Source organism: Infirmifilum sp., from assembly GCF_049970975.1.
In the GTDB taxonomy this organism is placed as follows: Archaea; Thermoproteota; Thermoprotei; order Thermofilales; family Thermofilaceae; genus Thermofilum; species Thermofilum uzonense.
Genome location: NZ_JBMFLX010000020.1, coordinates 1 through 23,998 on the forward strand (window position 1 = coordinate 1; position 23,998 = coordinate 23,998).

The 23,998-nt window shown below is 48.2% G+C and carries 24 protein-coding genes; 13 read left to right on the plus strand and 11 right to left on the minus strand.

What is annotated here, in order from left to right; translation table 11 throughout:
- The first annotated feature begins 53 nt into the window (after positions 1-53).
- Positions 54-1,103, plus strand: coding sequence for an iron-containing alcohol dehydrogenase (locus tag ACP5KC_RS04720; RefSeq protein WP_424738840.1), 1,050 nt, complete (start codon positions 54-56; stop codon positions 1,101-1,103).
- On the opposite strand, the gene ACP5KC_RS04725 is transcribed toward ACP5KC_RS04720, so the two are convergent.
- Positions 1,083-1,748 carry a TMEM165/GDT1 family protein gene (locus tag ACP5KC_RS04725; protein ID WP_428286894.1) on the minus strand — a complete coding sequence of 222 codons (666 nt, stop codon included), beginning with the start codon at positions 1,746-1,748 and terminating at the stop codon, positions 1,083-1,085. The two genes, ACP5KC_RS04720 and ACP5KC_RS04725, sit on opposite strands and share 21 nt — an antisense overlap.
- Before the next feature lie 15 nt (positions 1,749-1,763).
- Between ACP5KC_RS04725 and ACP5KC_RS04730 the strand changes: the two genes are divergently transcribed.
- Positions 1,764-2,489 (plus strand): class II glutamine amidotransferase, encoded by a 726-nt coding sequence (locus tag ACP5KC_RS04730; RefSeq protein ID WP_428286895.1) that lies wholly within the window; start codon positions 1,764-1,766, stop codon positions 2,487-2,489.
- On the opposite strand, the gene ACP5KC_RS04735 is transcribed toward ACP5KC_RS04730, so the two are convergent.
- The gene (locus tag ACP5KC_RS04735; protein ID WP_428286896.1) at positions 2,467-2,868 is read right to left on the minus strand and encodes a hypothetical protein; all 402 of its coding nucleotides are present in this window, start codon (positions 2,866-2,868) and stop codon (positions 2,467-2,469) included. The genes ACP5KC_RS04730 and ACP5KC_RS04735 overlap by 23 nt on opposite strands.
- 39 nt (positions 2,869-2,907) lie before the next feature.
- Positions 2,908-4,881 carry a DNA polymerase domain-containing protein gene (locus tag ACP5KC_RS04740; protein ID WP_424740113.1) on the minus strand — a complete coding sequence of 658 codons (1,974 nt, stop codon included), beginning with the start codon at positions 4,879-4,881 and terminating at the stop codon, positions 2,908-2,910.
- 131 nt (positions 4,882-5,012) lie between these two features.
- Between ACP5KC_RS04740 and ACP5KC_RS04745 the strand changes: the two genes are divergently transcribed.
- Together ACP5KC_RS04745 and ACP5KC_RS04750 are read left to right on the plus strand one after the other, a co-directional pair.
- The gene (locus tag ACP5KC_RS04745) at positions 5,013-5,501 is read left to right on the plus strand and encodes an ECF transporter S component (RefSeq protein ID WP_236944910.1); all 489 of its coding nucleotides are present in this window, start codon (positions 5,013-5,015) and stop codon (positions 5,499-5,501) included.
- Between the two features lie 4 nt (positions 5,502-5,505).
- Entirely contained in the window at positions 5,506-6,540 is a 1,035-nt protein-coding gene (locus ACP5KC_RS04750) for an AIR synthase family protein (RefSeq protein ID WP_052883690.1), read from the plus strand.
- Between the two features lie 83 nt (positions 6,541-6,623).
- Here the strand turns inward: ACP5KC_RS04750 and ACP5KC_RS04755 are convergent, their stop codons facing one another.
- From ACP5KC_RS04755 to rbsK, 3 genes are all read right to left on the minus strand, one after another.
- A complete protein-coding gene (locus ACP5KC_RS04755) occupies positions 6,624-7,928 on the minus strand; it encodes an MATE family efflux transporter (RefSeq protein ID WP_052883689.1) in 1,305 nt (434 codons plus the stop codon).
- Between the two features lie 42 nt (positions 7,929-7,970).
- Positions 7,971-9,542 carry an NAD(P)H-hydrate dehydratase gene (locus ACP5KC_RS04760; protein WP_428286897.1) on the minus strand — a complete coding sequence of 524 codons (1,572 nt, stop codon included), beginning with the start codon at positions 9,540-9,542 and terminating at the stop codon, positions 7,971-7,973.
- 109 nt (positions 9,543-9,651) lie between these two features.
- Complete coding sequence (rbsK, locus tag ACP5KC_RS04765) at positions 9,652-10,593, minus strand: ribokinase (RefSeq protein WP_273434228.1); 942 nt, start codon at positions 10,591-10,593, stop codon at positions 9,652-9,654.
- 109 nt (positions 10,594-10,702) lie between these two features.
- Here rbsK and ACP5KC_RS04770 point away from each other — a divergent pair, with 109 nt between their 5' ends.
- The 6 genes from ACP5KC_RS04770 (at position 10,703) to ACP5KC_RS04795 (ending at position 16,581) form a co-directional block, all read left to right on the plus strand.
- The gene (locus ACP5KC_RS04770; RefSeq protein ID WP_052883686.1) at positions 10,703-11,680 is read left to right on the plus strand and encodes a nucleoside hydrolase; all 978 of its coding nucleotides are present in this window, start codon (positions 10,703-10,705) and stop codon (positions 11,678-11,680) included.
- Between the two features lie 50 nt (positions 11,681-11,730).
- Complete coding sequence (locus ACP5KC_RS04775; protein ID WP_052883685.1) at positions 11,731-12,489, plus strand: nucleoside phosphorylase; 759 nt, start codon at positions 11,731-11,733, stop codon at positions 12,487-12,489.
- Entirely contained in the window at positions 12,489-13,814 is a 1,326-nt protein-coding gene (locus ACP5KC_RS04780) for an amidohydrolase family protein (protein ID WP_428286898.1), read from the plus strand. The genes ACP5KC_RS04775 and ACP5KC_RS04780 overlap by 1 nt, the downstream gene beginning before the upstream one ends.
- A gap of 76 nt (positions 13,815-13,890) precedes the next feature.
- The gene (gene fba / locus ACP5KC_RS04785) at positions 13,891-14,706 is read left to right on the plus strand and encodes a class I fructose-bisphosphate aldolase (RefSeq protein ID WP_428286905.1); all 816 of its coding nucleotides are present in this window, start codon (positions 13,891-13,893) and stop codon (positions 14,704-14,706) included.
- Positions 14,707-14,708: 2 nt separating this feature from the next.
- Positions 14,709-15,644 carry a carbohydrate kinase family protein gene (locus ACP5KC_RS04790; RefSeq protein ID WP_428286899.1) on the plus strand — a complete coding sequence of 312 codons (936 nt, stop codon included), beginning with the start codon at positions 14,709-14,711 and terminating at the stop codon, positions 15,642-15,644.
- Positions 15,645-15,684: 40 nt separating this feature from the next.
- Positions 15,685-16,581 carry a VIT1/CCC1 transporter family protein gene (locus ACP5KC_RS04795; RefSeq protein WP_428286900.1) on the plus strand — a complete coding sequence of 299 codons (897 nt, stop codon included), beginning with the start codon at positions 15,685-15,687 and terminating at the stop codon, positions 16,579-16,581.
- A 117-nt stretch (positions 16,582-16,698) separates the two neighbouring features.
- Here the strand turns inward: ACP5KC_RS04795 and ACP5KC_RS04800 are convergent, their stop codons facing one another.
- Entirely contained in the window at positions 16,699-17,190 is a 492-nt protein-coding gene (locus ACP5KC_RS04800; RefSeq protein ID WP_052883681.1) for a nitroreductase family protein, read from the minus strand.
- Between the two features lie 174 nt (positions 17,191-17,364).
- On the opposite strand from ACP5KC_RS04800, the gene ACP5KC_RS04805 reads away from it, so the two are divergent.
- On the plus strand, positions 17,365-17,844 hold the full coding sequence (locus ACP5KC_RS04805; RefSeq protein ID WP_428286901.1) for an NUDIX hydrolase: 480 nt from the start codon (positions 17,365-17,367) through the stop codon (positions 17,842-17,844).
- Positions 17,845-17,871: 27 nt separating this feature from the next.
- The gene (locus ACP5KC_RS04810; RefSeq protein WP_052883680.1) at positions 17,872-18,165 is read left to right on the plus strand and encodes a ferritin family protein; all 294 of its coding nucleotides are present in this window, start codon (positions 17,872-17,874) and stop codon (positions 18,163-18,165) included.
- Positions 18,166-18,172: 7 nt separating this feature from the next.
- Here ACP5KC_RS04810 and ACP5KC_RS04815 read toward each other — a convergent pair whose 3' ends face one another.
- From ACP5KC_RS04815 to ACP5KC_RS04825, 3 genes are all read right to left on the minus strand, one after another.
- Entirely contained in the window at positions 18,173-20,104 is a 1,932-nt protein-coding gene (locus ACP5KC_RS04815; RefSeq protein ID WP_428286902.1) for a molybdopterin-dependent oxidoreductase, read from the minus strand.
- 89 nt (positions 20,105-20,193) lie between these two features.
- Positions 20,194-20,664 (minus strand): pyrimidine dimer DNA glycosylase/endonuclease V, encoded by a 471-nt coding sequence (locus tag ACP5KC_RS04820; protein ID WP_424740095.1) that lies wholly within the window; start codon positions 20,662-20,664, stop codon positions 20,194-20,196.
- A 405-nt stretch (positions 20,665-21,069) separates the two neighbouring features.
- Positions 21,070-22,578 carry a hypothetical protein gene (locus ACP5KC_RS04825; protein WP_428286903.1) on the minus strand — a complete coding sequence of 503 codons (1,509 nt, stop codon included), beginning with the start codon at positions 22,576-22,578 and terminating at the stop codon, positions 21,070-21,072.
- Between the two features lie 193 nt (positions 22,579-22,771).
- On the opposite strand from ACP5KC_RS04825, the gene ACP5KC_RS04830 reads away from it, so the two are divergent.
- Entirely contained in the window at positions 22,772-23,056 is a 285-nt protein-coding gene (locus ACP5KC_RS04830; RefSeq protein WP_424740091.1) for a hypothetical protein, read from the plus strand.
- 116 nt (positions 23,057-23,172) lie between these two features.
- Here the strand turns inward: ACP5KC_RS04830 and ACP5KC_RS04835 are convergent, their stop codons facing one another.
- A complete protein-coding gene (locus tag ACP5KC_RS04835; protein ID WP_428286904.1) occupies positions 23,173-23,757 on the minus strand; it encodes a protoglobin domain-containing protein in 585 nt (194 codons plus the stop codon).
- Positions 23,758-23,998: the final 241 nt, after the last annotated feature.

Below are 23,998 nucleotides of genomic sequence, written 5' to 3' on the forward strand. Positions count from 1 at the left end.
TTTTGAGTAAAAGATTTTAAGACTAAAGTCGAGCGTCTATAGGAGATTGTGGATTGAACTTCAAGACACCCCGACATGTGATAATTCGCGAGGAAGCTCTCGAGGACGTTCCCCAGGTCCTTAAGGAGTATGGGTGTGACTCACTCTTGATTGTGAGCGACGTCAATGTGAGGATGCTGTATGGCGTTAGAATTGAGCAAATCCTGTTGAGAATGAACATCAAGCCTATCTTTATTAATGTCTCGACCAACGACCGGCCAACGCTTGACAAGATGCATGTGGAGCTGTCCACTCTAGACTTTGACTGTGTGGCTGGGATGGGAGGGGGGAGACCTGTAGATGTAGGCAAGTATCTTGCCTTTAAGCTCGAGAAGCCTTTTATAAGTATCCCGACCTCTATCAGCCACGACGGGTTTGCAAGCCCTATAGTCGCGCTGAAGGATGAGAACGGCAACCCATTGTCGCTTTTCACGGCTCCGCCTATATCTGTTATAGTAGATCTAGACGTTATTTCGCAGGCTCCGAGGAGACTCTTAGCGAGTGGTGTTGGAGACCTGCTTGGGAAGATTACAAGCGTCGCAGACGCCAGGTTGGCAGCGCGAGAGGTTGGGGAACACGTCCCTGAGTCGGCTTTAAGGATGGCGGAAGCGGCTGCCCATATCGTCCTCGAAAACATTGAGAGTATCGTGTCCTTCTCCAAGAAGAGCATGACATTGCTAGCAGAGGCTGGGCTTCTTGCAGGGATGTCCATGTCGATCGCGGGAAGCAGTAGGCCATGTAGTGGTTCAGAGCATCTCTTCAGCCACGCGATTGACAAGCTTTACCCTGGACGCGCCTTGCACGGAGAGCAAGTAGGTGTTGGCACCATAATAGCTGCATACCTGCATGGAATGGACTGGATTCGAATTAAACAGGCCTTGAACGCGGTAGGAGCTCCTACAAGCATCGAGGACCTTCACATGACGCTTGACGAGGCCGTAACGGCTCTATTATTAGCTCCGAGGCTAAGAGATAGATATACTATATTACACAAACTCTCCCTTGAGGATAAGGAGCTAAGGGAGATAGTCCTGAGAACGGTCTCAAAGGCTAAGCATCAGTAGGAAAACTGTTAAAAGCCCAATAAACATAAAGACTATTCCTGAAATCTTGTGAAGAGTTGTAAGGTTTAACTTCCTGGCCAGTTGCCTGAGGGCTATCACGCCCAAGATGTTTGCAGCCATGTAGCCTATAACACCCCCGAGAAGGGGAAGGATGGGGTTTTCAGCCCCAGCAGCGGAGGCAATTGTAGCCAGTTGTGTCTTGTCGCCGATTTCCGATAGGAAAACTGTGGTGAAGGTTAATCCTTTGCCTTTAGATTCCAGCTTATGGTTTTTAGATCTATACATGTGGAGCCCAATCAAAAAGAAAAGTAAGCCTGAGAGGAGTTTTAGGAGTAGTCTCGCCTCGTCAAGGAAATAGTAAACACTACACGCGACTACGACTGGTGCAGCGTTCGCTGTAAGGTAGCCAAGAATTGAGACGATCAACACGTGGAGTGGATTATTGAATAAGGCCAGGGTAGCTGTCGCTATCATCGTCTTATCGCCCAGCTCTGCAAGCATTACCAGTATTGAGGTTCTGAGGAGAGTTTGTAGTGCTTCATCAGCCACGGTCAATCCAAAATTGAAGAAGAATATTAGGCTTATTATATGCATTATCCATGGCAGGATGGTTAGGGTACTGAGACAGACAAGTATTTTAGGCATAAATAGTTAAAAGACGTGTGCAGGATCTTTGGCTATATCTCTGTCAAACCTTTAAGCCCTGCGTTTGCCTTCTTTAGCGGAGCTACAAACCTATTCACACTTTCAAAGGAGCATGATGACGGCTGGGGGATTGCATGGACAGGTAGCGCTGGCTGGGAACTCTACAAGGAAAGCTCTGCCTTATATAGGTCTGAAACGGCTCCGAGTCTGATAAGGAGCATAAACGCCATGCTGGTCATAGCACACATCCGTAAGGCATCGCGTGGGGAGTTATCATTTGAGAATACTCATCCCTTTGTCAGCGATGGCTGGGCATTTGCACATAACGGGACAATCGAGGATTATTCAGTACTGAGGAGTATGCTCGGAGATAGGGAAGACAAGCTCCAGGGGAATACTGATTCGGAGGCTTTTTTCCAGCTACTCATCAAGAATATTGAGGAGAAAGGGAGCGTTGTAGATGGAGTTAAAGGTACCATTGAAGCAATGAATGGCTTAGAGTATACGAGTCTGAATGCAATATTCAGTGACGGCAACCAGCTATACGTTCTAAACTACTTCCTGGATGAAAACATCGAGTACTACACAATGCATATTGGGAGATTTATGATTGATGGCGTCGAGCTAATTGCTGCTGCTTCAGAGCCTGTAGGCGGGATAGAGGGGTGGGAGAAGATAGGCAATAGGAAGCTTGTTGTAATAGACAGGCGTTTGAGAGTTAGCGTGTATCCTCTTCCATGACCCTACGGTCAACGAACTCGCTTAGAGTCCTTTGTCTCCTCCAAAGCATAACTGCTGCTATATGTGTGCATATTCCCCTCTCTCTAGTGTACCCATATCTGGTGTAGAAGCACTCGCACTTGTATTTCCCATTCGAAAGCCATACCCTGTAACTAGGCCTTGAGTCACCTAGCTCCCGGAATCCTTTAACAAGCCACTCTCCCTTTCTGACAGGTTTTACTCCTGCCAGTGCCCTGTAAAGAGCTCTGTAGTACCAGCTTTGACTTTTCGTGTTGAAGGTTTCTCTTAGTTCTCGGTAAGCAAGAGCGAGAGACTCCAGTTCTTGGGGGGCCTCACCTCTGATTATTCTTCTTGCGATCAGAGCTAAATCGTCCGTCAAACCCCTCTTTGATTTATGTGGTGATGAATAAATAAAATATTATGCTGGTGGAGGCAGACTGCGGTTTCCCGTGGGATATAGGTGTCCCAGCATAACTTCGGGTCTGAATCCCAGAGCAAGTAGAATCGGTGAGAGCGCCCTGTCAAGGATCTCCGTGTACTTTTTCATGTCCAGACCCCTACCATCGTAAAGCTTCCAGGCCTGTACGCGTAGATACGGGTTGGGGTTCAGGGCATCCACCCACACATACTCAACATAATCGCCTACAGCCACGGTGTAGCCGTTCGACCTCAACTGCTGGGCTGCTATGAAGACCGGGTTTCTCGAGAGATATCTTTCCTTTCTGAGTGTGGAGCCGGCCACGAGGTCTTCGGGCCTCGCAGAGTAAAGCTCCTCATAAATCGCCTCAAGCTCCCTCAATAATACCTCCTTGAGCTCTTCACCGGGCTTGGCCCTTACTGCTCTTTCAACAATCCTAAGCTGTGCCTTTTTTACAATCCTGGGAACCCCGCTTCGCACAGCCTCAACTCCTTTAGCGTTGATCTTCCCGTTACTCACTCCTATGTACCTCTTGGCTACCCCTGCTTTCTCGTCTCTATCAGGGAATAGGAAAAGCCACTCGTAAAAATTATCCAGCCTCATGGGTAGGCCTACACGCTCAGAAAGTCTGAGTGCAAGTCTCTCATAGTCTTCAGCAGAGGCCCTGTCGCCTTGCAGGAACACGCTGTCCGTATCGCCATAGATAACCTTGAAACCCTGTCTCTCCACGTAGCCAAGGACTTCAAGCATCACCCTCCTAGAGTACCTGTTTATCCATTCAAAGGTAAGTGGGTTTCCCAGCCTGTTGTAATTGTTCCCGCTGTAACCGTAGCTCGAGACAAGTATCATTTTCAACTCGCTCTGCCTTTCATCAGCCCACCTCGTATCTGGGCCACTCGAAGAGCGCATAACCCCCTTGTAGTATAGCCTTCTACGCAGTGCATCCTCGATGAGCTCCGGGAGTAGGCCCCTCGGCCGCCTTCTAACTCCCCTCCGGTTGACTGTTTCATAGCTTATGTTCCGCTTAACAATAAGATTTGGAAACATCGACTCGAAGTCTAGTACAGCCACGTTCCGATAGAGGCCTGGGCGAGGCCTTATTATGAGTCCTCCCTTGTCGTAAAGGTGGATTTCCCAGGCTGTCCTCACGGGAATGTTGAGGTTCATCCTCCTAGGTACAGCATAGCCCCTTGAGAGCAAGACATAGCTCTGCCGCAGATCTATCATCCTACCATAGCTGACCCTCGCGGCATGGGTTGGTGGTAGAAAGGTAAACCTGCTCCTCTCCTCGAGGCCCGTTAGACCTATACGTTCAAGCAGGGAGTGCTCGATGAATATCCTGCCCTCTAAGGGCTGCTCTCCTCTGCCGAGACGTATGCCCCGGCGTCGCGCCTCCCTTGCAAGCCCCCTCAGCTCTTCGTAGCTGAGGTTGGAGGAGACGATGTCCGGATCATACTTCTGGATTGCCCTTGAGAGCTCTAGGAGGACGGTGTCTAGGGGGCCTCTAACAGAGAATTCCTCCCCCGCATGGAAGTGTAGCGCGTATTCCCCTGCTGGTCCCTTTATCAGCGAGAACCTAGCGGTTTTCATGGGTAGGGGCTCTATCCTGTACTCTTCGCCTCTAAGAGTCATTGGAACATACCCATGGGGGGCGAGAACCTTGTGATAAACTGGAACATCAGACGCGTAGGTTTCAACGTTTTTCTGTTCGAATAGACGCTTTGCGCTCCGGTACTCTGCCTGGGTCTCAAAGGAGACTTTGACTAGCTGCTTAAATCCTCTCGGGAAGAGTCTAAGCTTAACCTCCTCTACCTCGGAATAGAACACGTCAAGACCCGAGAAAGCTTCCACGTCTACATAGAAGTAGTTCTGGAATGGATGTTTCTCTACTGAGATAGCCCCACTCGTGCTCTTAAACCATAGCCGCGCCTCTGCGTCCGCCACAGCTATGTCGTAGAGAAAGCCATTCTTCATCGAGAAAGTGCTTCTAAAATAAGGAAATAATGAGTTGATGGTTGATCGTCGGAGGGGGGTAAATCTAATATATATGGTTTTCGTACATCCAGAGACGAGATTTTTAACCAAGAAAATCCTTTATGAAAAACGTGAAGTGGGATAAGTCGAGAATTGTTGCCACGACAAGCGTGATGGCGGCGCTTACCACTGTAGCAACGATGATTTTCCAAGTACCTGTTCCCGAGACCCATGGATACATAAACCTGGGAGATACCATGGTCATGCTTTCAGGAATTCTGTTTGGACCACTGGTAGGGGCTATGGCTGGTGGAATAGGCTCTGCCTTAGCCGATGTGCTGTCTGGCTACGCGGGATGGGCTCCCTACACGCTTGTGATTAAAGGGCTTGAGGGGTTCCTCGTCGGACTCCTCGGCGGTAAGGATGGGAGGATTAAGGCATTGGCTGGGTGTCTGGCGGGCGGCGCCGTGATGGTGCTAGGGTACTTTTTAGTAGAGTTCTTGCTTTACGGGGCTGGAGCCTACGCCGAGCTCCCCGGTAATATCCTCCAGGCGTTGGCCGGAGTTATCGTGGCTGTTAGCGTGGGAGTTGAGGTTAGAAAGGTTTTAGGCAGGGTGTAGGGAATTGCTCTTGTCTTTCGGGAAGCTTCCATATACTGAACTCCGGGAAATCCTCTCCGTTATATACAGGAAAGACCCTTCCGTCCTCCTGGGCCCAGGTATTGGCGAGGATGCCGCGCTGATAGAGCTAGGCGACGATGTACTCGTGGTCCACGCCGATCCAATAACCGGTGCTGTCGAGAATATAGGTTGGCTTTCAGTGCACGTCTCGGCCAACGATATTGCTACAAGAGGAGTAAGGCCAAGATGGCTTGTCACGGTTCTACTCTTACCCCCGGGGTTAGAGTACAAGATGATTAAGGGTATAGTTCAACAAATAAGGAATGCGGCAGACGAGATTGGTGCGGTTGTCGTTGGAGGGCACACAGAGATTACTCCAGGGATTGATCGACCCATAGTGATTACAACGGCTATCGGTATCGGTAAAAGGGAAAAGGTTATATACACTGCTAATGCGAGGCCGGGTGATTTTTTAGTCCTCACTAAGGGTGCGGGTATCGAGGGAACAGCTATTATTGCTAGCGAGTTTCAGCATATACTCAAAGGAAAAGTCTCGGAGGAAATTCTCCTAAAGGCTAGAGAGTTCATAAGAGAGATAAGCGTTGTCCGCGAAGCCCTCGCGGCCTTTGAAACAGGGGGTGTACATGCCATGCACGATGCCACAGAAGGTGGTGTTATAGGCGCTGTCCAGGAGATCTCCATAGCGTCTGGACTCTCAGCTCGAGTATACGAGGGAAAAGTGCCGATTCGGGAAGAAACCCTCACCATTTGTCGAATCCTTGGCTTAGACCCGCTAAGACTTATTAGTTCAGGGTCTCTTCTCTTAGCAGTTGATCCGGGAAAAGTGGAAGATGTGTTAAAAACCATTTCTTCACTAGGTATAGAGGTCTCCATAATAGGAAGTCTTGGAGAAGGCGGAGGCGTAACCCTCATTCGCAGGAATGGTGAAGAGGAGGAAATCCTGAAGCCCATAGAGGATGAACTTTGGCGTCTCCTGGCGTTAGAGGGAACAAGCCGCGTCAAAAGCTTAGAATCATGATGAGCAAGCAGTTCTAGAAAAATGGTAGAACACAGCATTATAGCAACGAAATAATGACGTCTCGGGGTAGGAGTATTTTTGGTTTAAAAGACTCTCTTAGCTAGCCTCCTAGCCCCGAGAATACGCCAGGCGAGTGATGCGAGAAGGGCTCTCCCATACATGTCGGTGTTCTGGGTTGCCCAGGCGCCTATAGCGCCGTATTTCTCCGCCAACACCTGGGCTGGGATCGCCCTAAAGAATACTACAGTTATCATGTTTATGAAAAGTGGTAGCCAGACGCTCCCCATGCCTCTCATAGCCCCATAGAAGGCGTTGCTGATGCCAAATCCAATCTCGCTGAGAGCTGCTAGGACTAGATACGCCTGGGTCAACCGAATAATTTCGGGGTCACTCGTGAACATATAGCCGGCGAACGGGGACAAGGCTACCAGAGCCAGTGCGGCCAACCCCATCGTAATAGCCCCCACCACTACTCCCTCGCGTAGCCGGGCGCTAACGCTCTCCAGGTTCCTAGCCCCTGTTTCCTGTCCGGTTCTCACGAGTGTTGCCAGGCTGATGGCGAAACTCGGCTGTATGATCAAGCTTTCCACATTCACTCCTATATTGTGGGCGGCGAGAGCTATGGTCCCACCTTTAGCCACGGCGTTTACGTATATATTGTGAGCTATACTTGCCACGAATCTTTCGAGAGCCATTGGAGTTCCCAGCATCAAGACTTTGAGGCTAAGTCTGCCTGGCACGGTTAATTGAATCCTTATGGGAGGCTTCCATATAGCATAGGCTACCAGGCTGAAGTAGCTTGATATTGTGGTAGCGAATCCTGCACCTTTTAGTCCCATAGCCTTGACATTAAATCCTCCGAGGGTGAATAGCGGTATCAAAAGAAGCCCTAGCCCGAGGTTTATGAGGGAGGCATATACGCTGGGCCACGGCTTGTCAACACTCCTGTACAACGAGGCTAAAACTATGTTTACAAAGAGTGCAGGTAGTGATAGAAGCCTCAGGAAAGTATACTCGAGAGCTAACTCAGTGACTTCAGCGTTACCAGAGGAGACTGCAAGGAAGTAGCTGGAGAGCCAATAAGGTGTGGAAAGGACGATGAGAACTGACAGGACGAATGCTAAGCAAAGCGTCTCTCCCGTGGCAGAGCCAGCTATATCTTCTTTCCTAGCCCCTATGGCCTGTGCTAAAACCACCATTAAGCCTCCGGTAAACACCGAGGCTAGCGCGTTTATTACGAAGAAAAGGTATGCTGCGAGACCGGTAGCGGCTACGGCTGTCGTTGAGAGCTTTGAAACAGTGATTAATGCGACCAGACTAAGTAAGGAGTCTGAGATGGTACTGATCGTTATCGGGAGAGCCAGGCTGGTTACACTTCTCTCTTCCATTAAGTTCAGGGTATCCTAGCTAATTTAAAAATTTTTAATTTTTCATAGAGTCTGTAAAGAATAACTTCTGTAAAAGTCTTCCGGGTTTTCACGGAGCTCTCTCAATACTCTTGGAAGTACTCTCATCATCCTCGAAGCTGTTACCCCATCGATGCCCTCAAGAGATGCTACGTAGTCTCCAGCATAACCATGAACGAGGACTGCCATACGTGTCGCTTCCCCCACGTCCAGTCCCAAGCCTAGCATCGCTGCTATTACTCCTACAAGAACGTCCCCTGACCCCGCTTTAGCCATCCCCGGGTTTCCAGTCAAATTAACGTAGATCTTACCGCTTGGCGTCCCTACAAGGGTATGTGCACCTTTTAAAACTATGTATGAGTTGAGCTCTCTGCATAGCGTCCTCAAGAAACCAATTCTATCCTCTCTTATCCTTTCAACCGAGATTCCTGTAAGCCGAGACACTTCACCCAGGTGTGGTGTAAGTATTGTAGGAGCTTCTCTCTTTCTGATGAGCTCCAGGGCGCCGGCAACCGCCGTTAAACCGTCACCATCGAGGATTAAGGGCTTCTTGATAAGAGGAACCAGATCCCTGACCAGTCTAAGAGTTTCTTCCTCCGTGGTTAGTCCAGGACCCATTGCTACAATATCTGCCCATTCGGCCAGTTCAAGCAGCCTGTCCTTGTTAGCATATGATATGCTCCCGGATGGGGTCTCAAGTAATGGCTCGTAGACAACCTCGCTCGCCTTTGAACCTAGGTATGGCACTATACTTGATGCCGTTGCAAGCCTAGAGTAGCCGCCTCCAGCCAGGAGGAACGAGTATGCTGAAAAGAGGGGTGCCCCCATGTATCTCCTCGAACCGGCTATAAAGAGAGCCTTCCCGTAATCACCCTTATGCGTGTCTGGTTTTCTCTCAGGAAGCTGAACAGGGTCATTCGTCTCTATAACCAGGGTTTCATCCTCTAGAAGCTCGATTGGATAAGATATCCTTGCAACGTATATCTCACCTGCGTGTTCAGCTCCCGGATATATTAAAAGACCGGGCTTTGGGAGTCCAAAAGTAACCGTATAGTCTGCTTTTACAGCTACTCCCATCACCTGACCTGTATCACCATTCACGCCTGAAGGTATGTCTACGCTCACTACGAGCGACCCGGAACCATTGACGGCGTCTATGACTCGAGCATATAACCCTGAAACGGGTCTATTGAGACCAATGCCGAACAATGCGTCTATCACTACGTCTGCCTGGTGTAATTCCTCTGATAAGCCGCTTATGTCTTCCGCGACATGCTCTACGGGCAGCCCCATTCTCATGATCCTATCAAGGTTTATCCGTGCCAGAGTAGTAATCTTCTCTAAATCTCCAATGATGTATACTTTTACATCCGCTCCTTGAGAGGCAAGATGCCTAGCTGCAACTAATCCGTCGCCTCCATTATTCCCGACCCCCGCCACTACAACAACTCTTAACCCCCTCGCATCTGCAAAACTCTCTATAAGTCGTGCAACGCTGGCGCCCGCGTTTTCCATTAGTATTTCCTGTGAAATTCCGTACTTTGTACTAGCCAGCTCGTCCATCCTCTTTATGTCTTCAACTCGAGCCACCTTCACGGGGCATCAAGCATTAACACTTAACGATGCTTAAAATTACTACACTTGAAGCACGCTATCCAAGGGGGGTTTGATAACAGTGAAAGTGAAACCTAAACCAAGGAGTTTTTCAACTGATCCTGACAGGCTTCGTCTGATCATATAGCCAAGGCTTCTCTTTTTCTAATTCTTCTAGCCATGGGAGGCCATCCTGTGCACCCATCTTTGTAACCTTTAATCCCGCAACTATACTTGCAAGCCGTACCGACTCCACTAAATCCTTTCCATGCATTAAACCATAAGCCAAACCCGCGTTAAACGCATCACCAGCGCCTGTCGTGTCTACGGGTTCCACCCTTACAGCTGGTATGAAATAAGCATCAGTACTTCTAACGACGACTGACCCCCTTGCCCCCAGAGTTATAACTGCTGCTCCTACACCCTTCTCGAGGAGTTTTCTACCAGCCTCCAAGGCAGAATCAACGCCAGATACTTCGATTCCAGTTAGCATGCTCGCTTCAACAGCGTTGGGAGTAAGTACATCTGCATGCTCGAGAACTTTGAACGGGAGGGGTTGAACCGGTGCTGGATTGAGAACTGTCGTGACGCCGTGTCTCTTAGCTATATCTAATGCTGTACTCACTGTCTCAAGGGGGATTTCTAGCTGTGTTAGTAGCACCCTGCTGCCCCTAATAATTTCCTCTGACTTTTCAAGATCAGCCTGGGAAAGCCTGTTATCCGTACCGGGTTCAAAGGCTATCATGTTTTCTCCATCGTCGCTTAAAAGTATGAAGGCGATACCAGTATTCACCTCCTCGTCAATGAAGACGTAGTCTGTTCTGACATTATTTCTGGTGAAATTAGAGATGAGAAAATCCTTGTAGTCCTTACCTATCCTACCTATCATGTATACCTCTATTCCGAGCCTGCCCAGACCAACCGCCTGGTTCGCCCCCTTGCCCCCCGGCTTTATCACGAAGCCCTTACCCTTAACTGTCTCGCCTGGCCTTGGAAGCTTTGGAACTCTTATGTAGAAGTCGACGTGTGTGCTCCCAACGACGCTTGCATGCATAAGATATCAATGACTAGTACGTAATTAAAAGCCTACCCTTGAAAGCTATTACTAATCAATAGTTAGGCATGGAATAAAGTTAAAATTCAGCCTTAGCCCGTTAAGGTGCGTGAAGCATTTAATAATAGACACTGATCCGGGAGTTGATGATGCCCTTACCCTCTTAATGGCTCTTAACAACCCCAATGTTGAGATACTTGCTTTATGCTCTGTGGCCGGCAACGTTCCAGCAGAGAGGGGGGCTAGGAATATTATCCGGTTGCTTGATGCAGTTAAAGCCCCCTCTGACCTTTATAATAAGGTTAGGCAAGGTTCATCCAAGCCCCTTGTCAGGAGGCTTGTCACAGCCGAGTGGGTTCACGGAAAGGACGGCTTGGGAGACGCCGGATTACCAGAAGCCTCCCGTGAGCCCTTGAAGGGTGGGGTTAGGTTTCTTCTCGAAGTATTGGAGTCGGCATCTAAGCGAGAGATATCAATCTTGACACTGGGCCCATTAACAAACATCGCCCTTTTAACAGCTCTAGCCCCCGACGTCACGAGCCGTGTTAAGGAGATTGTGGTTATGGGGGGATGGTTCGCTTTGACGAGCTACTCAAGCGGAAACGCTACGCCTGTCTCGGAATTTAACATATACAATGACCCCGAGGCGGCCCTAATGGTCTTCGAAGCCTTCGGTGATAAGCTCAGAGCCGTTGGCCTAGACGTCACCATGCACCCGGAAACGCTTCTCACCTGGGAACAATGGAGGCAGCTCAAGGAGTCGAAGTCCCAGTTTGCTAGGCTTTCCGCCTTGATAACCGAGAGGGGTTTAAGAGTGTTCGGAGGGGTTTTTGGGCTACACGACCCTCTTGCCTTCACTGCTCTTATTAAACCGGAGCTCTTTGAGTTCTCGACGTACCCTGTAACGGTCTCTCTGGGAGAGGGGGCAACTAGGGGTCAGACAATAGCGGATAAGAGAGGATGGTTAGAGTCGAGTGGCTCTGAGGAGGAGGCCTTCCCCTATATTAAATACCCGAAGATACAGGTTGCATCATCCGTTAAGGCTCGCGAGGCTAGAGACTACATAATACAGGCCCTGTCAACATAAACTCCTGGGATAAATTGAGTTTATTAGAGACGAATATCACATCATAATCGATGCCAGGAGACGCACAATACCATATTAGATGCCGCAAGGGAGACGTTGGAAAATACGTGATACTTCCCGGTGACCCTGGTAGGGTTCCTCTTATTGCTCGTCATCTAGAAAACGCTGTGAAAATTGCACAGAACAGAGAGTATGTAACCTATACGGGGTATTGGAAAGGGATAAGGGTATCTGTTACGAGCACAGGTATCGGTAGCCCGGCTGCTACTATCGCTGTGGAAGAGCTTGCCAATGTTGGGGCAGAGGTATTCATAAGACTAGGTACATGCGGCGGTGTCGAGCCCTCAGTCCACGCGGGAGACATCATAGTAGCACAGGCGGCGGTTCGGGGCGAAGGCGCCTCTAAGGAGTATCTGCCCACAGAGTATCCAGCGGTCGCCGATCACGATGTTGTGGAGGCTCTCCTCAGGTCTTCGAGAAAACTCGGGATACCGGTTAAGACGGGGATTGTGTGGACTCATGATGCTTACTACCGTGGAACCTGGGTTGGCGAGATGCCTCCCCAAGCTCGTAGAGTATATGAGCCTTGGCTTGAGGGGGGTGTTCTTTGTGTGGAGAACGAGGTTAGCGGCATTTACGTGGTGAGCAGGATCCGCAGGAAGAAGGCGGGCGCTGTTTTGCTCTGTATGGGAAACAACCTCGTCGAGACGCCTGAGCAGTTCACCGACACGGATTACCTATCAGGAGTAGAGAGAATGACGCGTTTAGTCTTGGGGGCTATAGAACTTCTTGAAGAGGGGCTCCGATAGTGAAGATTCTCATTAAAGACGCCGACCTTGTAGTAACACAAAACTCTAGAAGAGAGATTCTTCGAGGAGCATCCATCTTCATCGAGAATGACATTATAAAGGCCATAGGAGACTACAAGGATCTGGAGGGCCTAGGCGCGAACACAGAGGTTGATGCGAGAGGACTCGCCGTCATCCCAGGCCTTATCAACCTCCACACGCACTCCACTCAGACGGCAACTAGGGGCTTGCTAGAGGATATCCCATTGATGGCCTGGCTTTACCGCATCGATAAAATCTATGAGTCTATCGACGAGGAGGCAATAGGAGTCGCTTCAAAGCTTTCATTCTTAGAGGGGCTTTTTTGCGGGACAACGACTTTCGTAGATATGGAGCTTAGCTATCGGCCCGTGATTTCCGCTGCTCGTGAAGTAGGTGTAAGGCTCTTCGAGGCTGCAGCTCTAGTAGACACTCAGGAGACCGGTCCAAGCGGGTTTGAGAGGATAAACGATCCAGATGAAATTGTTAAGAAAGTCGTTAGAGACGCCGTAGAATTCAAGGAAGACCCGCTTGTCAAATTAGGTTTAGGCCCTGTCGGCATTCCAAGCAGCAGCCCTGAGCTTCTCAGAATCGCCGCGATCGAGGCTAGAAGGAATGGGCTCTTTGTTCAGACCCACTCATCTGAGAGCCAGGTTAACGAGAAGATAGCCAGGAAGTTGTACGGTTTAAGCGAGACACTCCTTCTAGAGAAAATGGGTGTTCTAGGACCATGGCTTATAATAGTTCACGGCGTAAACTTAACGAGAACAGACATTGATACCCTAGCTAAACATGGTGTAAGTGTAGCCCACTGCCCCACTAGTAATGCTAAGCTAGGTAACGGGGTAGCCCCTGCTTGGCATTTAATCTCGAGAGGCGTGAATCTTGGCCTAGGCACTGATGGGGCATCAAGCAATAATTCCTTGGACTTGTTCCAGGAGATCAAGACGTTTATACTCATGCAGCGGGCCATCCTAAAGGAAACTGTATTATCCGCGCAACAAGCCTTCGATGCAGCGACGATCAACGGTGCCCGTGCATTAAGGATAACAGGTAAAATTGGAAGTATTCAACCTGGCGCCTACGCCGACCTAGTGCTCGTAGACCTGAGGTCTTTGTACCTTCAGCCTTCAACGATGTTTCTTGAAAACCTCGTCTTCTCAGGCGGATGTAAAAGTGTAAAACATGTATTCGTCAACGGTAAACTTCTTGTCAAAGATGGCTTGTTTATAGACCCGACCCTTGTTGATAAAATAATAACGGATTTTGAGGAGGCTTTCGAAAGAATACAGAAAATCGTAGTCTAAATAGCAATGAAGTATTATTGTCTTTAATTACATACTCTACAAATAGGTGTTCCTCATCTAGACTTATGAGGTGAATTTGTTGAGCTATGCAGCTGTTGGAAAGAAAATTAGGCTAGGGAGACTGTTGCCAGACGGTAAGAGCCTGATATTTGCGTTTGACCATGGTGTAGAGCACGGGCCTTCTGACTTCTCGGGAGAGACGATAAATCCCAGGAAGATCCTCGAGAAGATAGTTGACGTTGTTGACGCTATAATGTTGCTACCAGGCATGGCTAACATTACGAGTGATGTATGGGCTGGCAAGGTTCCCTTAATTGTCAAGGTCACGAGCAAGACAAGCCTGAGACCCGAGGACGCGCGACTTCTACAGAGCCCCTTTGGTTGGGTTGAAGACGTCGTAGCTCTTGGAGCTGAGGCTGTAGCGGCCACCGTCTACTGGGGGAGTCACTATGAGGACTCTATGCTCAGACAATGGTTTACCGTGAAGAGAGAAGCTGAGAAATATGGTCTGCCATGCCTACAACTCTCCTATCCTCGGGGGCCAGCGATTAAGAATATGTACGACGTAGAGGTAGTTCGTTACGGTGTCCGTGCGGCTATAGAGAGCGGGGCCGACCTCATAAAGACCTACTATACGGGAAGCACTGAGACGTTCCGCGAAGTTGTGAAGACCGCTGCCGGCATACCCGTACTGATGAGCGGAGGAGCTAAAGCCAAGACTCTCTTGGACTTCTTACATGTCGTCAAGAGCGTGATGGACGCTGGCGGACAGGGAGTAGTGGTTGGTAGAAACATTTTCCAGCATGAAAACCCGAAAGGGGCGGCAAAGGCCATATCAGCAGTCGTTCACGAGGGCCTAGATCCTGAGGAGGCTGTTAAGAAGGCTGGGTAGCCATGTCTCACGAGTACTACGACGCCATAACTGTAGGTCACGTCCTCTTGGACTTACGCTTCAGCGTTGACAGGTTTGCTGCGCCAGATAGAGAAAGCACTATACTTAGCCAGAGCCACGGAGTCGGCGGCAGCGCAGCCAATGTTGCTATAGGGATTCGCAGGCTTGGAGGAAACTCGACGGTCATAGCAAAGGTAGGCTTCGATGACTTTGGTAAAAACGCACTCGAGGATCTTGTCAAGGAGGGAGTGGATGTATCTAACATAAGGATTCAAGCAACAAACGGAAAAACGGGCTTCACTATCGTGATTATTGACTCGTCGGGCCAGATTTTAATGTATGGGCATAAAGGTGTCTCAGAGGAACTCAAGCCAGAGGAGATAAATGCCAAAGTATTTGAGAAAACAAAGCATGTCCACATAGCAAGTTTGCGCGTAGACACCTCGGCAGTAGCAGCTAGATATGCTAAGGAGAAAGGAGCCTTCGTCTCATTCGATCCCGGACGGAGGATTTCAAGGCTTGGCCTTGAAGCCTTGCGACCGGTATTGTCACACGCAGACCTCATACTGCCCAATGAAATCGAGGCTACTGCCATTACAGGTGAGGAAGACTATAAAAAGGCTGCACAGGTCTTGCTCGATACAGGCGTAAGGATAGTAGTAGTGAAAAGAGGGGGAAAAGGCGTCTATGTATCGACGCGAGATGAAGAATTTGAAATCCCCTCATATCTACCGGGAAAAGTAGTTGATACCACGGGTGCAGGAGATGCACTTGCAGCCGGCATAATAATGGGCTTGAAGAGATACCCCCTGCCTGACGCACTTAGGTTTGCTACTGTTGTAGCAGGTATAAAGGTTACAAGGCTTGGATCCCACGAAATACCCTCTCTCGCGGAGGTCGAGGCTGAGCTGAGAAAAATTGGCTTCATTAGCAAGTAACTCTTTTATTTACAGAAGTGTTAGAACTCTCGCGAATCTAATGATCACTAAGGAGGAACTTGTGGTAAAAGCTCGCGAGTTTGCTCTTGACGAGTTATTCGATTCCATCCTTTATCTAGAGATGTCGAAGAGGGAGAAGAAACCTGAGAATAAGCAGTTACTCATGAAGATGTCCGAGCAAGAGAGAGCGCACTATGAGTTTTGGAAGCTTTTTTCAGGTGAAGTACGGCTCACAACACGTGACTTTGCAAGACTTAGACTTTTCATCCTCCTTTCTAGGGTGCTGGGTAAGGTCTTCACAATAAAGTATCTTGAGCGACATGAGGGAAAAGTAGTCGCCGAGTATCGGGGAATACTGGAATCCGGCGCTTTAGAGGAGGATAAGAAAGTTATCCTCGAGAAAATAATTGAAGACGAGGTTGAACATGAGACGTCCCTCACAAACCAGCTCGAAGAGTTTGCAGTGAAGCATTTAGGCGCTATAGCGTTAGGTATGAGCGACGCCATAATCGAGCTCTCAGGTGTTCATGCGGGCTTCCTAGGCTATACAGCTTCCTCCGTTACAACAGGTATTGCTGGACTAATAGTTGGAGTGAGCGCCTCAATGTCTATGTCAGCCGCGGCATACCTCCAGTCAAAACAGGAAAAAGGTAAATCCCCAGGTACCACAGCCATCGTCACAGGCCTCATGTATATGCTCACTGTGATCCTCCTGACAGCCCCATTCCTAGCTGGGCTCCCACTCCTCCATGCCCTCGTCTTGTCACTCATACTAGCCTTCATTGTCCTCGCAATATTCTCATTTTACAGCGCTGTAATAATGGACCGCGCCTTCCTGAGAGACTACGTTGAGAACATAGGAATCATATTCCTTGTCGTAGCTATAGGTTACTTTTTTGGAGAATGGGTTAAGGGGGTTACCGGAGTTCTCCCCTAGCAATAAGATGCCAAGTTAAGTATCTCTCTAAGCACACACTATAGTATGGTAGAGTATGGGCCAAATAAAAGGTAAAAAGATCTTTGTAGAGAATTCGGCGAATATTTTAGGAATGAATTATACCTCTACAACAAGATCTTTTAGATCTTTTCTAGGCCTCTTAGGAGGAGACTCAGCTGGGAAACCTACTGGGAATATAGCGATAGGATATAGATTGTCAGGAACATCTAATATCTCTCTTATCTCCTCTACGTTCTCAAGCGTATATATCCAAACTGTAGCTAAGCCAACACAATGCAACGCTAGCCACAAGTATGTTGCTACTATTGAGCCATCCACGATATGCGAAACAGGCGATATACTCGCGTCTGAGAAAACCACTACCACAACTGGAGCGTTTAGAATAGGCTTCGACCATCTATGAAGCTCTGCGAGTCTTGTTATTTTAGACCGATCTCGCACGAGGTAAAAGCGCCAAGGCTGCCTATTGTGGGCGCTTGGGGCAAACCTTGCTATCTCGAAAGCCTTCCAAAGTAGATCATCAGGGACTTGCTCCTGCATGAATTTTCTAATGCTTCGTCTACTGGTTAAAAAGTCGGCACAAGACATAACAGTTACCCGATATATTCCTTATTATATATATTTTTGTCATACATGCCGTAGAGCCTCGCTACTCTCAGAAAAGAACGTGTACATGGTAATAGCAAGGATGCCTCAGGTAGACTGAAAGATGTAGAATCTAATGGACAGATAATATATTGATGACTTAAATTATAAACTGCGGTGATCCAAGGAGTGTGTAGCCGCGAATATCCTCTATATGCAATCGCGGGTGTTAGTGCCGTGTTACTCAGGGAGAACAAACTCCTATTGGTTAAGAGAGGGGGCCAGCCCGGCGAGGGGTTCTGGGCTCTCCCAGGGGGCGCTGTTGAGGCTGGGGAGGGTATAATCGAGGCTGCTAGCAGAGAGCTTTATGAGGAAACAGGACTAAAGGGTAGACCCGTCGGTGTGTCTTTCGTCGCAAACATAGTAGTCAAAAAGGAGGCTCGGGTATGGTTTCATTATGTTCTACTGGGAGTTCTCTTCGACCCTGAAAGCATATCTGGTGAGTTGAAGCCAGGCGGGGATGCTCTTGACGCTAAATGGCTTGAATTAGAGGAGATAGTCACGCGAAACGACGTGGCTAAATCGACAAGATTCCTGGCGAGACTAGTGCAGGAAAACAAGTTACGATGGGTACCCATCCATGAGCAACAAAGCTAAATACTAGGCAGGCTAAGATTTTATAGTATGCTTGGAAAAAACCCTCTTGAAATCCCTAGTGGTAAACGTTTCTCGAAAGATGAGCTTGCACAGGCAATCCGACTGGCTATTATTGCAGAGTTGGACGCAATAAACCTGTATGTACAGCTTGCCAATGCAGCTGAGGATCCACTTGTCAAGAAAGTTTTCATGGACGTTGCCCGCGAGGAGAAGACCCACGTGGGAGAGTTCCTAGCCCTCTTGAAGACTCTAGATCCAGAGCAGGTTGGAGAGCTTGAGAAAGGGGCTCGGGAAGTAGCAGAACTTGCCGAGGAGAAATAACGGATCGTTATCCTTCTTTTTTCCTTACCATGACCTTTGTAGAATTAAACGTGGGACCACCTCCTAACCTCTGAACCTCCGTTCCAACGAGGACATTTTGAGCTACACCGTTCAGTCCTATAAGTTCTCTAGGGGACCATAAGACTCCCCGTGGGACGTCCTGAGTGATATGTACCCGCAACTCGACAACGCCATGATTATTGTAGACTTCGATGGTTTCTCCTTCAGAGATTCCAAGCTCTAGAGCGTCATGCTCATTCATGTGGACTATGCCCGGAATAGCCCCATATACGTCCCGGAACTGGGTATGCGTGTAGAGTGGATGCGCACTGTTAAGCAGGACAAAACCCTCCTGTTTCTCAATTACCCGTGGTAGTGGATCAAAACCTTTTTCCTCTGCTGTTTTAGAATAGAACTCTATCCTGCCGCTTGGTGTCTGATATTCGCTTAGAGGCCTGTACTTCAATGTGAGCACGGCACCCTTAAAAAGCTCATCTATGCTTCCCTCTATGGCTTCCTCCAATGCTAGCCTTAAAGCTTCATTACGATCTACGCAAACATCTCTATCGACCCCCAGCTTCTCGGAAAGCCTGCAAGTCAGCCACACCTCGTCCCGTGATTCTCCTAACGGTTCAAGAACACTTCGAGAGAGCATTATGTAGTTGTGGGCGTATGGGATAACAACGTCGGTTTTCTCATAGAAAGTTGGGGCCGGTAGAACCACGTCGGCTGCTCTTGCAGTCTCGGTCCAGTGTGTCTCATGTACTACAACAAAAACATCCTCTCGCATGAATCCCCGTAGAAGCTTATCGGGTCGCGGTAAGGTTAGGAGGGGGTTCGAGTTGTAAATGAATATGAAATTGAATTCACCTTTCTCAATGAGGTCAGCTAGGGCTACCTGGCTGACAGTTCTAGAGGGCTGAAACCTGTCCTCGAGGCTTATCTTTGCCGTGTTGACAAAGAAGCCTTTACTGTTAGAGTAATAGAAACCCCTATGCACTCCAACCAAAGCCGGGAGAAGCGCGACTGCCCTGACAATATCGGCCCCTGCTACACGCTTCTGAACCCCGAAGCCTATGAGCGTTATACTCGGCTTTAAACTAGCATAAAGTTCAGCGAGTCTCTTAACACTATAAACATCTACTCCGGTTATGCTCTCGACCCTATCAGGTGTCCATTTCAAGACTTCTTCTCTATAAGCTTCGAATCCTTCACCATACCTTTCTATAAAGTCATAGTCCAGGAGCTCTCCCGTGATTAGGTGGTAAGCAACACCGTAGGCCAGTGCAACATCGCTTCCGGGCCGTGGACTGATCCAAAAGTCACTACGTTTAGCAGTTTCACTCCTTCTTGGATCAACGGAAACTATGAACGAGCCATTCTCTCTCGCATCTAAGGCTAGCCTCCATATGTGTGGTGCGCTGACCGCGGCATTGAAACCCCAGAAAATCAACAACTTTGATGAGGGTATATCGGTTGGGAGCCTTCCATAGCTTAACCCATAATGTAGTGAGAGAGCATCGTGCCCGCTCTTACTGCATATGCTCCAGTCAGTCCTTGCAGCTCCCAGCCTGTTCCATAGCCTCAAAGGGTAATACATGGTTAGAAGACCCATGTTGCCTGCATATTCAATATGTAGGATTCTGCCTGGACCATGAGCCCTCAATGTGTCACTAAGTTTTTCAGCTACAAGATTTAAAGCCGTCTCCCAATCAATACGTATAAAATCGCTTGTCTTGCCGTTAAGCCTCGCGTAGGGGTATAAAACCCTGTCCTTCGAGAATACTCTTTTTCTGTCCTCGTTTCCACGCGGGCATAGGAACCCACCTGTTACAGGATTAAGGGTACTACCCCGGGATTTGAGGCTTAAGGGTTCAACCTCTATGAAGCACGTATCATAACAGTCGCGGGGGCAGACAAGCCTGAGTTTTTCACTCACGAAAAAACAGTATTAGCTGTTAGGTATATGAATAAGTTGTTAAGTTGGTCAATGCCAGAATATGAATATTAATATCCTTCTTCGTTCCTCTAACTCGGAGACTCACGCTTTTTTCTCATAGCAGATATTCTCGTCGTTTTTTCCCATGGTTCAATGTCCCCGGGAACCACGTAGAACAGAGGGTGGGTTTCTATTCTATTAATTCGACGTATCGCCTCGTATCTAGATGGATCTCGCTCCTTGAGCTTTCTAAGCAGATGATTAAACTCAAAGATAATCTGTCCCTCAGTCACCGGAAGCCTTAGGCTCAGATCATATCTGATAATCTTATCCTTGTTAAAGCTGTACCCCCTTTTTACACCCTCGTCGTAGACGTGATACAAGTATGTACCGATGTACAGTACCGGATCACTTGTAGCCCTGAATCTCTCAAGCTGGGGATGGGACGTGTAACCCTTGGTTAGCCCTTCGAGGACTTTCTGTGCTAGAAGCGCTTCGCGCCAAAGGCCTAGGAGCCCATACCTGTCAAGGTATCTGGGATGTATGGACCACAACCTCACACTTTTAAGAAATAGGCACAGCTTTTTAGACTCTTGCTTGAATATACTATTCTAAGTTTTTCTCAGGCGTTGATGACACGTCAATGATGAGTGGTAAGAGTCGAAAAAGCTAAAAATCTCTTCTTGAATATATAAATGGATAAATATGAGGTGCGCCATTTGTGGACAAGAAGCAGAAAGTCTTCTCTGGGCTACACACAAGGAACTAGGGGGAGTATGGGTTTGCAGGAAGTGCTGGGAGAAGTTATTCGAGTCTAATCTTATTGTCCCTGGGTCCGGAGAGTCAGGCTGTGCTTGCTCATAACTTCCACTGCCTCGTCTAGCCGCTCTCTATTTTTCCTAAAATTTTTCTCTCCGAAAAAGGGATAAGGGCTTTTCAAAACCTAAGCTGCTTGTAGAAGTGAGCTATGCTGGTCGGGAGACACTTGTCTGTTTCCTTCTTATATACACTGTTATGCCGGCTATTACTAGGGCTGCCAGGGTTATTATCAGCAGTGCTGTAGACGGGGTTATGAGAAGCTTTGGCTCAGCTTGTATGGGAGCTGTAGTCGTTGGAACAGGTACTTGTTGAGTCGCATTGACGGGAACAGTCGTTTGGGAGATATTTACAGAGCTTGAAGGCTGGGAGGCTTGCGGGGTAGCCGTAACGGGCGGCGTTGCATTAGAGGTTGTCTGGGGCGTAGATGGAGCTTGGCTGGGCTTGGAGGACTGTGAAGGCGGTGGCGGGGGTGGATTCAAAGTTTGGAGTGCTTCTGTAGATGACTTTGGAATCCCTGTGAGACCATAGTTGGCTAGGATCGGGCTCTGCTGGGAGCTTACGACAGTGGCATGTATGGGGTCTGTTGTGACGTAGTAAGCGTAGAAGAGGGTGGCGTTTGTTTCGAGTTTGTTTTGAAGCTTGGTATTGATGTTTACAATGATTGTTTTATTTGCCGGGGCTAGGAGAACCACGTATAAAATTCTATCTCCAACAGTGTACTTTAATCTGACAGGTACCGTTGCTGGTCGGCCGTACACGTCGATCTTACGGTTTTCTACTAAATATGCAGTGGAATTTAAGACCTTGAGGCTTAAACTTCCCCTAGGGATGGAGACGGGTGTATAGGAATACGTCCCATTTGGATAGAGAACCATCACCAGATAATGGTAGTCTGAGACACATGAGGCATTTCCCCTACAATCGCTAACAGGGTAAAGGGGTGCCCCGGCAGAACCGGCTATGATCCAGTGGGTCCCGTTAAAACTTTGCGAAGCCCAGCCGTGCCAATGCGCTTGAACAGCGATTGCCGGCCAGCCATACATGTTCATGAACTTGTGAAGAGAAGCATTGTGCTCGGGCTTTATATTGTGGTTCACGTCTGGGTAAGCTGGCCTGTGAAAAACTAGAATGATCTTCCTACCGTCCAAGCCACTATAAGTCCGGTTGAGAGCTTGCTCCCAACGCTTGACATCCGCCTCAGTGTTTAACAGGGCTATCCTCCAGCCTGGGATATCGTCTCTAATAGCGTCTAGAGGACCTATATATTGTGACCAGTACTTCCAGCCGTCGGGATATACTACCTCGTGATTACCCATGATAAACCACGTGTTCTCAAGCCTCGTAGAGTTTATGATCTCGTAGAAGACTCTGTACTGTGACTCATACCCGTATCCGACATGATCACCGAGCCCTATGACCGCTATGGGGTAAATCGCGTTGATCTCATTTATAGCATGATAGAATACTTCTGGCGGGTAGTCTGCCAGGTAGTCAATTGGTCTATTATCCCCGAAGAATACGATTGGATACCAGGGCAAGTTAACAGGTATCGGCTTGGCTCTCAAATCGGTAAGAGTCGATGTAGGCGCGGCAGATATGGACACGCCTAGAAGTAATACGCTCATCAAGAATGCATAGGCCTCTATTTTTTTCATCCTATTCAGGTTTAAACGCTAGCGGAGCGTGCATAAATATTTTAGTGTAGCCACTACTTTTAGACGGCCTTTGCGAGAGGGGCAGCAGTCGAGTTCTTATATGAGGTGCTTTTGCCAAAAAAGCACGCAGCAATACCTGTAATCGTTGTCCTTGGCGAGTACCAAATAGCTACAACGTACCTTCGAGTCCCCAGTGGAAATACAGAGATTACTTGTCGGGATGCTTGCCACGCGCTCGCCGGCCTTCTACCCCCGTTTTCACCCTGAGGATGACCTGGAGGCAATAGAAAACGCTGCTTTTCATAAAATCAAGGCTTGTGATTGTTACCTCATTAAGCTAGCGAAAAGTCTAGGAAATAGAATAATCTACACAATAGACGAGTCATTGAGGTCTATGCTGGATATAACGGTGATAAATCCCTTCCCTGGTGATCTCGTCAAAGGTTACTACGCCTACCTCAAGAGCATGCTAAGCTAGAGGGAGAAGAGGTAGAATATTCCTGGAATCTTCGCAGCGGAAAGATAAGTGTAGCAGAAAATTAAGCGTGAAAATCTTGCATTAAGAGAGATCTCACACTGCAATATTATGGTGTTTTAGTATATATGCCTGGCAATCTCAGTATAGACTTCCTTCGCATACAGCCTGACAAGTCTTTCCTCAAGGTTTCTTTCTACTCCTAAAGCCTTCACCTTGACGAGGCCTCTTATATACTCGTATGCGGAGATCATAATGCTTAGATTCCAGTAAAGGGCCTTCGTAACAGCTATGCTTTCTCGCGGAGTCGAGCATAGCTTTAAAAGTTCCCTGTTAAAAGCGCCCATGGTCTCTACCATGAGATCCTCACTAACACCGTTTCTCACATGTGCAAGAGAGATTCTTGCAACGAGTAGGGCGTGTTTTTCATCAAAGTTTCCTGTGAATACAGATTCTAGCCAGTATTTGAAGAGGGCCACGGCTCTTTCCTGGCTAAGGCCTGACTGTTTAATACACTCTTGTCCCTGGGGGTCATTCAACAAGGAAGTAGCCGCTTGTGTGATGACGGCCTCAAATGTGGGCGAAACACGGTCCTTCATTTGATGCAGGAGCTCTACATCGTTGTCAGTGATCCCTAGGAAATTTCTTGCAAGCCGTGAAAAATCGCCTATTTTTGAAACAAGATCATCATTATATTTATTCATGTAGAGCTGACACCTCGTTTTTGTTTATTTGATAATAATAATCTGCTCGAATCATGATATTTATCTTATTCTGTTAAAAAATGAGTATAATATAAAGAGTGCAAAGCGGATATCCTCTTCAACCCATTGTTGATGGAATCTATGCGTCCTATAACGGGATCTTCCTGCTAGGACTTAGATGGAACGAGGCCTCATTGATATGATTAATGAAGTTAAAAACGACGAGTCTCGCTTTTTACAT

Coding starts and splice junctions, on each gene's coding strand:
- ACP5KC_RS04740 (WP_424740113.1), bottom strand. CDS start 4,881: ATGAAGAATGGCTTTCTCTACGACATAGCTGTGGCGGACGCAGAGGCG.
- rbsK (WP_273434228.1), bottom strand. CDS start 10,593: ATGCATGCAAGCGTCGTTGGGAGCACACACGTCGACTTCTACATAAGA.
- ACP5KC_RS04810 (WP_052883680.1), top strand. CDS start 17,872: ATGCTTGGAAAAAACCCTCTTGAAATCCCTAGTGGTAAACGTTTCTCG.
- ACP5KC_RS04755 (WP_052883689.1), bottom strand. CDS start 7,928: ATGGAAGAGAGAAGTGTAACCAGCCTGGCTCTCCCGATAACGATCAGT.
- ACP5KC_RS04795 (WP_428286900.1), top strand. CDS start 15,685: ATGATCACTAAGGAGGAACTTGTGGTAAAAGCTCGCGAGTTTGCTCTT.
- ACP5KC_RS04790 (WP_428286899.1), top strand. CDS start 14,709: ATGTCTCACGAGTACTACGACGCCATAACTGTAGGTCACGTCCTCTTG.
- ACP5KC_RS04800 (WP_052883681.1), bottom strand. CDS start 17,190: ATGTCTTGTGCCGACTTTTTAACCAGTAGACGAAGCATTAGAAAATTC.
- ACP5KC_RS04825 (WP_428286903.1), bottom strand. CDS start 22,578: ATGAAAAAAATAGAGGCCTATGCATTCTTGATGAGCGTATTACTTCTA.
- ACP5KC_RS04775 (WP_052883685.1), top strand. CDS start 11,731: ATGCCAGGAGACGCACAATACCATATTAGATGCCGCAAGGGAGACGTT.
- ACP5KC_RS04725 (WP_428286894.1), bottom strand. CDS start 1,748: ATGCCTAAAATACTTGTCTGTCTCAGTACCCTAACCATCCTGCCATGG.
- ACP5KC_RS04835 (WP_428286904.1), bottom strand. CDS start 23,757: ATGAATAAATATAATGATGATCTTGTTTCAAAAATAGGCGATTTTTCA.